The sequence below is a fragment of the Edwardsiella sp. A.80236 genome, assembly GCF_044540725.1.
GTDB classification, from domain to species: domain Bacteria; phylum Pseudomonadota; class Gammaproteobacteria; order Enterobacterales; family Enterobacteriaceae; genus Edwardsiella; species Edwardsiella tarda.
In genome coordinates, this window is record NZ_JBIUCY010000037.1 from 1 (window position 1) to 6,218 (window position 6,218).

At 49.7% G+C, this 6,218-nt stretch carries 6 protein-coding genes, 2 tRNA genes, 2 rRNA genes and 1 other RNA gene; 5 read left to right on the forward strand and 6 right to left on the reverse strand.

Going from position 1 to position 6,218, the window contains the following annotated elements; genetic code table 11:
- Together recN and bamE are read left to right on the forward strand one after the other, a co-directional pair.
- A partial coding sequence (recN, locus tag ACEQFP_RS17010) for a DNA repair protein RecN (RefSeq protein WP_396464361.1) occupies window positions 1-1,007 on the forward strand: 1,007 nt, incomplete at its 5' end.
- Window positions 1,008-1,098: 91 nt separating this feature from the next.
- Window positions 1,099-1,452 carry an outer membrane protein assembly factor BamE gene (gene bamE, locus ACEQFP_RS17015; protein ID WP_010864455.1) on the forward strand — a complete coding sequence of 118 codons (354 nt, stop codon included), beginning with the start codon at window positions 1,099-1,101 and terminating at the stop codon, window positions 1,450-1,452.
- A gap of 208 nt (window positions 1,453-1,660) precedes the next feature.
- Here the strand turns inward: bamE and ACEQFP_RS17020 are convergent, their stop codons facing one another.
- A complete protein-coding gene (locus ACEQFP_RS17020; protein ID WP_270818658.1) occupies window positions 1,661-1,951 on the reverse strand; it encodes an RnfH family protein in 291 nt (96 codons plus the stop codon).
- Window positions 1,944-2,378, reverse strand: a complete 435-nt coding sequence (locus ACEQFP_RS17025; RefSeq protein ID WP_010864457.1) for a type II toxin-antitoxin system RatA family toxin — start codon at window positions 2,376-2,378, stop codon at window positions 1,944-1,946. The genes ACEQFP_RS17020 and ACEQFP_RS17025 overlap by 8 nt, the downstream gene beginning before the upstream one ends.
- 146 nt (window positions 2,379-2,524) lie before the next feature.
- Here ACEQFP_RS17025 and smpB point away from each other — a divergent pair, with 146 nt between their 5' ends.
- The 3 genes from smpB to ACEQFP_RS17040 all read left to right on the forward strand — a co-directional run bounded on the left by smpB (window position 2,525) and on the right by ACEQFP_RS17040 (window position 5,247).
- Window positions 2,525-3,010: an SsrA-binding protein SmpB gene (gene smpB, locus ACEQFP_RS17030; protein ID WP_010864458.1), complete on the forward strand. Its 486-nt coding sequence runs from the start codon at window positions 2,525-2,527 to the stop codon at window positions 3,008-3,010.
- A gap of 80 nt (window positions 3,011-3,090) precedes the next feature.
- Window positions 3,091-3,454, forward strand: a transfer-messenger RNA (tmRNA) gene (gene ssrA / locus ACEQFP_RS17035).
- Between the two features lie 266 nt (window positions 3,455-3,720).
- Window positions 3,721-5,247 carry an EAL domain-containing protein gene (locus ACEQFP_RS17040; RefSeq protein ID WP_270818659.1) on the forward strand — a complete coding sequence of 509 codons (1,527 nt, stop codon included), beginning with the start codon at window positions 3,721-3,723 and terminating at the stop codon, window positions 5,245-5,247.
- 144 nt (window positions 5,248-5,391) lie between these two features.
- On the opposite strand, the gene ACEQFP_RS17045 is transcribed toward ACEQFP_RS17040, so the two are convergent.
- From ACEQFP_RS17045 to ACEQFP_RS17060, 4 genes are all read right to left on the reverse strand, one after another.
- Window positions 5,392-5,467: transfer RNA gene (locus ACEQFP_RS17045), tRNA-Trp, on the reverse strand.
- Window positions 5,468-5,474: 7 nt separating this feature from the next.
- Window positions 5,475-5,551: transfer RNA gene (locus ACEQFP_RS17050), tRNA-Asp, on the reverse strand.
- 46 nt (window positions 5,552-5,597) lie between these two features.
- Window positions 5,598-5,713 (reverse strand): 5S ribosomal RNA (rrf, locus tag ACEQFP_RS17055).
- 142 nt (window positions 5,714-5,855) lie between these two features.
- Window positions 5,856-6,218: ribosomal RNA gene (locus ACEQFP_RS17060) — 23S ribosomal RNA — on the reverse strand; the annotation flags it as partial.

Here is a 6,218-nt window from a genome sequence, read left to right on the forward strand (position 1 = left end):
CTGGCTCCCCGTCAGCCGGATTGGGTTGCATCGCAGGGGTGTCGAAAGAGTCAACTGCGGTCCAAAGCTGTTGGACTTGGGTGAAAAGGGCGTTTATTCTTCCTATACGTTACGTCGAGCTGGATCCGCAGCTGCAACCGCTGGTGCATATGCTGGAAGAAGCAACCATCCAACTGCAAGAAGTCAGCGATGAACTGCGCCACTATTTAGATCGCCTCGATCTAGACCCGCAGCGTCTGCAATATCTGGAGCAGCGCTTAGCCAAAGCGGTGCAGCTGGCACGTAAGCATCATATCCAACCCGATGAGCTGCCGGAGCTGCATCAAAGCATCCGCGATGAGCTCGATACTTTGCGCGAACAAGATCTCGATAGCGAGCAGCTCGAGCTGCGTGAACAAGCCTGCCGCGAAGCGATGCTGCACAGCGCCGAGAAACTCAGCCAGAGCCGCCAACGCTATGCCGGTGAGCTAGCGAGCCTCATCACCCGTAGCATGCGCGAACTGTCGATGGAAAACGGCAATTTCTTTATTGAACTCAACGCCAGCGAGCAGCGCCTGACGCCGCTTGGCTTTGATCACATTGAATTTACCGTCACCACCAACCCCGGCCAACCAGCACAAGCACTGGGCAAAGTGGCCTCGGGGGGCGAACTGTCACGGATTTCATTGGCAATTCAGGTGATCACCGCACGTAAAGTCGATACTCCTAGCCTGATTTTCGATGAGGTGGATGTGGGGATCAGCGGCCCAACCGCCGCGATTGTCGGCAAGCTGCTGCGTCAGCTCGGTGAGTCCACCCAAGTGTTGTGTGTCACCCACCTGCCGCAGGTCGCCGGTTGTGGCCATAATCACTATTTTGTCAGCAAGTTCACCGATGGCCAGATGACTGAAACGCGGATGACTTTACTTAGTAACGAAGCGCGCTTGAATGAACTAGCCCGCTTGCTCGGCGGCAGCCAAATCACAGAGAATACCCTCGCCAATGCGCGTGAGCTGCTGGCAGCGTGATCCGGTCGCACAGATCACATATCTGTTTTTACTTTAGCGTCCGGGTTGATTATTATCACGGGTAACTCGTTTACAGGAATACTGACTCGCTATGCGCTGTAAAACACTGATTACTGCATGTCTGCTGACCATGCTCACCGCAGGTTGCTCCACGGTCGAAAAAGTGGTGTACCGCATTGATGTGGACCAGGGTAACTACCTGGAGCAAAAGGATGTCGCGCAACTGCGACAGGGAATGAACAAAGATCAGGTGCTGTATCTGCTCGGTACGCCACTGCTCAATGATCCATTTGGCAGCGATACGTGGTACTACGTGTTCCGCCAGCAAAAAGGCCACGATGCACCAACCCAGCAAACACTGGTTTTGAGCTTCGACAGCCAAGGTCTGCTGAGTCAGATTAAAAATCAAGACCAATTGCCCGCTAACCTCGAGCACAATAGCTAATTAGCAGCAACGAACTCTTGATTACCACGCTGGCGAGAAAAACCACGTCAGAAAAGAAAATAGAAAAAAACCGGTCCGAGTCATTGCTGACTTACTAAGACCGGTTTTTCTTTGTCTTTTATCTGGCTTTTATTGTTTGTCGACTATTGTTTACCAACAGCCACGTGTTTATCGACAGCCATGCAGCGCATCACGATGGGACAACAAACTAGGCGTTTTTCTTCGCCTGCTCGGCACGCAGACGACGCATCTCTTTCGGATCGGCCAGTAAAGGACGATAAATCTCGATTCGGTCACCGTCATGTACACGATCGGAAAGCTTAACCATCCGGCTGTACACACCAACACGATTGACCCGCAAATCGATATCCGGGCACATCTGTAATATCCCCGAGCGCAGAATAATCTCTTCCACCGTGGCCGTATCCGGCACCGACAAACTTAATACGCGTTGTACATTTGGCAAGGCATACGCGACTTCCACATGAATCTCAGCCACCGTACACCTCCTTAGCGCGCGAGGTAAATGCATTAACCATATTACCAGCCAGCTCTTTAAAGATCCGGCCAAATGCCGCTTCTACCAGCACACTGGTAAATTCGAAGTCCAGATGCAGCTCAACTTTACATGCATCCTCACTGAGCGCAGTAAAATGCCAGCCACCGCTGAGCTTACGAAACGGACCATCGACCAGATTCATCTGAATTTTCTGATTTTGCTGTAACGTATTTTTCGTTACAAAGGTCTTGCTGATCCCGGCCTTCGACACATCCACTGCCGCGGTCATCTCATCTGACGCCTGCGACAAAATCCGGCTGCCAACACACCCGGGCAAAAACGCTGGATACGCACTCACATCATTGACCAGTGTATACATCTGTTCAGCACTGAACGGAACCAGCGCCGAACGACTGATCTGGGGCATAGCAATACCTCACAACACAAAAAACGCCCCGATCATAGCATTCAATTTCACACTCCCAAAGTCAGAGATGGTTCATCACCGGTAAAAGACGGTAGAATAGCAACCATATTCAAAGCATCAGGCTCGGCCTGAGTTAAGGTGGTCTTATGACAAAGAAAAATGCCAATAAAAAAGCGGGGTCGTCGACCATTGCGTTAAACAAACGAGCCCGCCACGAATATTTTATCGAAAATGACATGGAAGCCGGCCTGTCACTGCAAGGCTGGGAAGTCAAATCACTGCGTGCGGGCAAAGCCAACATCAGTGAAAGCTACGTATTGCTAAAAGACGGGGAAGCCTTTTTATTTGGCTCAACCATCAACCCGCTGTCTGTCGCGTCCAGCCATGTCGTGTGCGATCCAACCCGCACCCGCAAATTACTGCTCAAGCAGCGCGAGCTGGATGTTCTGTATGGCAGCGTCAACCGCGATGGTTATACCTTGATGCCACTGAGTCTGTACTGGAAAGGGCCATGGGTGAAAGTCAAAATCGGTCTGGCCAAAGGTAAAAAGCTGCATGATAAACGTGCGGATATCAAAGATCGCGAATGGCAAGTGGCCAAAGAGCGGATCATGAAGCACGCAGGGCGCTAATCCAGCACCTTTTTAGCATTATTTAATGCGATAAGTTGACGCATCACTAAAAGATTCTGGTATACTCAAAATCACAACTTGGGGCTGATTTTGGATTCGACGGGATTGGCGAAACCCAAGGTGCATGCCGAGGTGCGGTAGGCCTCGTTAACAAACCGCAAAAAATAGTCGCAAACGACGAAAACTACGCACTAGCAGCTTAATAACCTGCATAGAGCCCTCTCTCCCTAGCCTCCGCTCGTAGGACGGGGATCAAGAGAGGTCAAACCAAAACGAGATCGCGTGGAAGCCTTGCCCGGGGCGGAAGCGTTAAATCTAATCGGGATAGTCTATCAGTGGCGTGTCTGTCCGCAGCTGGTCGGCGAATGTAAAGACTAGACTAAGCATGTAGTACCGACGGCGTAGTAATTTCGGACGCGGGTTCAACTCCCGCCAGCTCCACCAATCGATTGGAAGGGCGATAACTCATTGAGTTATCGCCCTTTTTGCATCTATTCCCCTGCTGAACACCAATATCCAGCCCTCTCTAGTGCTCCAACAGCCACAGAGCAATGCACAGGCCGCGCACCTAAAGATTATCTTCCTTTATTAAGATCACAATATTTCGGCGAAAACTTACCAAAATCAGGCAAACAGGCGTAGCCTAAAAATCTCTTACGGACCGTTGTTTTTGATTAAATGCACCATCTGTATGGCTAAGGAGCCGTTACATGCTCAATCGCCTGAGCCATAAACTCACGCTGTGTATTGCGATTATCCTCATCCCATTTTCCTTACTGCTATGGCTGATGTACAGCGACTACATCCGACAAATCAACCACGATGCTGAGTACACCGCCCAAAAAACTACCGAGGCCGTCAATGGTCTATTAAGCTATGCTGAACAAGCTAATCAGACCATTTTGGCCAAGCCGCATGATTTGTCCCAATGCGATAACATTGTGCTAGCGTTACGCAAACAAGTTGCCACTGTTCCCTATGTGCGCTCAGTCAATCTAGCGCAACACGGTGCAATTTACTGCTCATCGCTATATGGCACGGTACACGTTCAAGATGAATATACGCGCTACCATAATGGTAAACTGCTGCTACTTCCTGGCACCTTGGTCAAATCAAACTATCCTCTGATCGTTGTGCGTAACACGAAAGGAAATATCGCCGTCCTGAGCAGTATCGGTAGCATCTATTTTCAGAGTATCCTGCAACAGCAGGAAAGTACTGAGCTATTGATAGCGCTTCGCATTGATGATCATTGGCTATCGAAAGACGGGAAGTTCAGTACTCAAAACCCATTCGCGCATGGGATCAATCACCGCACATACCTATCTTCTGCCTTCCCGTTTGCCATCGAAACCTCACTCAACTATTCCTCATTCTGGCAAGCCTTTTGGCACAATAACCAACCCTATATCTGGGGATTATTCCTCCTTCTTTGTGCCTTCAGCACCGGCATTGGTTATTTGTTGAATAAGCCTTACCCTTTTTCAACCGAGCTAAAACGAGCCCTGCTGAATAACGAATTTATTCCATATGCACAAACCATCATTGATGCCAAAACTCGGCAAGTGATCGGTATTGAAGTCCTCATGCGCTGGAAGCATCCGCAACAAGGCTTGATCCGTCCAGATCTGTTTATACCGCAAGCTGAAGAATCAGATCTGATCATTCCGATGACCAGCGCGTTATTCAAGCAATCCGCCAGCGTACTCTCTCGTTATCAACAACAGCTACCAGCAGAGTTTCACATTGGCTTTAATATCACCGCTCGTCATTGCCAGCATCAGAGCCTCCTAGATGATGTGCAGGCCTTCTTGCACTCCATCCAAGGTACGGATATCAAATTAGTCCTAGAACTCACTGAGCGCCAAGCTATCGAGCATACCGCCGATACAGCAGCACTTTTTGATGCGTTACAGGCATTAGGGGTGATCTTAGCCATTGATGATTTTGGTACCGGCCACTCGACACTCAATTATTTTCAATATCTGCATGTTGGCAGTCTCAAAATTGACCGCTCCTTTGTGAATCAAATTGGGGAAGGATCATTATCTGAGCATATCATCGAGAATATCGTCGATCTTGGGCACCGCTTATCTCTGGCCATGGTGGCAGAAGGTGTTGAAACAGAACAGCAAGCGCAATATCTCACTGAACGAAACGTGACTTATCTACAAGGTTATCTCTTTAGTAAGCCAGCACCACTTGAGCAGGTACTCACATCAGTGATTCACTCATAGGATTATCCAGGAATGCAGGAATGCAGGAATGCAGGAATGCAGGAATGCAGGAATGCAGGAATGCAGGAATGCAGGAATGCAGGAATGCAGGAATGGTGTTCGATAGATAATAAAAAAGCCAGCATTGCTGCTGGCTTTTTTATCTGGCAGGGGCGGAGGGACTCGAACCCCCAACATTCGGTTTTGGAGACCGACGCTCTACCAATTGAACTACGCCCCTAAATCAGTGGCGGTGCGGACGGGACTCGAACCCGCGACCCCCGGCGTGACAGGCCGGTATTCTAACCAACTGAACTACCGCACCACCGATTCTTTTTCCAACCTAATCAGTATAGGTTGCTAAATTTGATGCCTGGCAGTTCCCTACTCTCGCATGGGGAGACCCCACACTACCATCGGCGCTACGGCGTTTCACTTCTGAGTTCGACATGGGGTCAGGTGGGACCACCGCGCTATCGCCGCCAGGCAAATTCTGTTCCTCTATCGCGTACACATGTTGTTGTGTCTCGCGCCAGAGCTAAAATCTAAAAACAAGCTGTATAACTGATATGTTGTTCTTTGAACAAGTAACTCATGACTTCATTCAACCAACATCACTTTGGCGTTGTATGGTTAAGCCTCACGGGCAATTAGTACAGGTTAGCTCAACGTATCGCTACGCTTACACACCCTGCCTATCTACGTCGTAGTCTCCAACAACCCTTTAGGAGGCTTAAAGCCTCAGGGATGACTCATCTCGGGGCAAGTTTCGCGCTTAGATGCTTTCAGCGCTTATCTCTTCCGCATTTAGCTACCCGGCAATGCCACTGGCGTGACAACCGGAACACCAGAGATGCGTCCACTCCGGTCCTCTCGTACTAGGAGCAGCCCCCCTCAATCATCCAACGCCCACGACAGATAGGGACCGAACTGTCTCACGACGTTCTAAACCCAGCTCGCGTACCACTTTAAATGGCGAACAGCCATACCCT

What these genes read in the sequence shown, in the direction of transcription:
- ACEQFP_RS17040 (WP_270818659.1), top strand. Translation starts at nt 3,721, where the DNA reads ATGCTCAATCGCCTGAGCCATAAACTCACGCTGTGTATTGCGATTATC.
- bamE (WP_010864455.1), top strand. Translation starts at nt 1,099, where the DNA reads ATGCGCTGTAAAACACTGATTACTGCATGTCTGCTGACCATGCTCACC.
- ACEQFP_RS17025 (WP_010864457.1), bottom strand. Translation starts at nt 2,378, where the DNA reads ATGCCCCAGATCAGTCGTTCGGCGCTGGTTCCGTTCAGTGCTGAACAG.
- smpB (WP_010864458.1), top strand. Translation starts at nt 2,525, where the DNA reads ATGACAAAGAAAAATGCCAATAAAAAAGCGGGGTCGTCGACCATTGCG.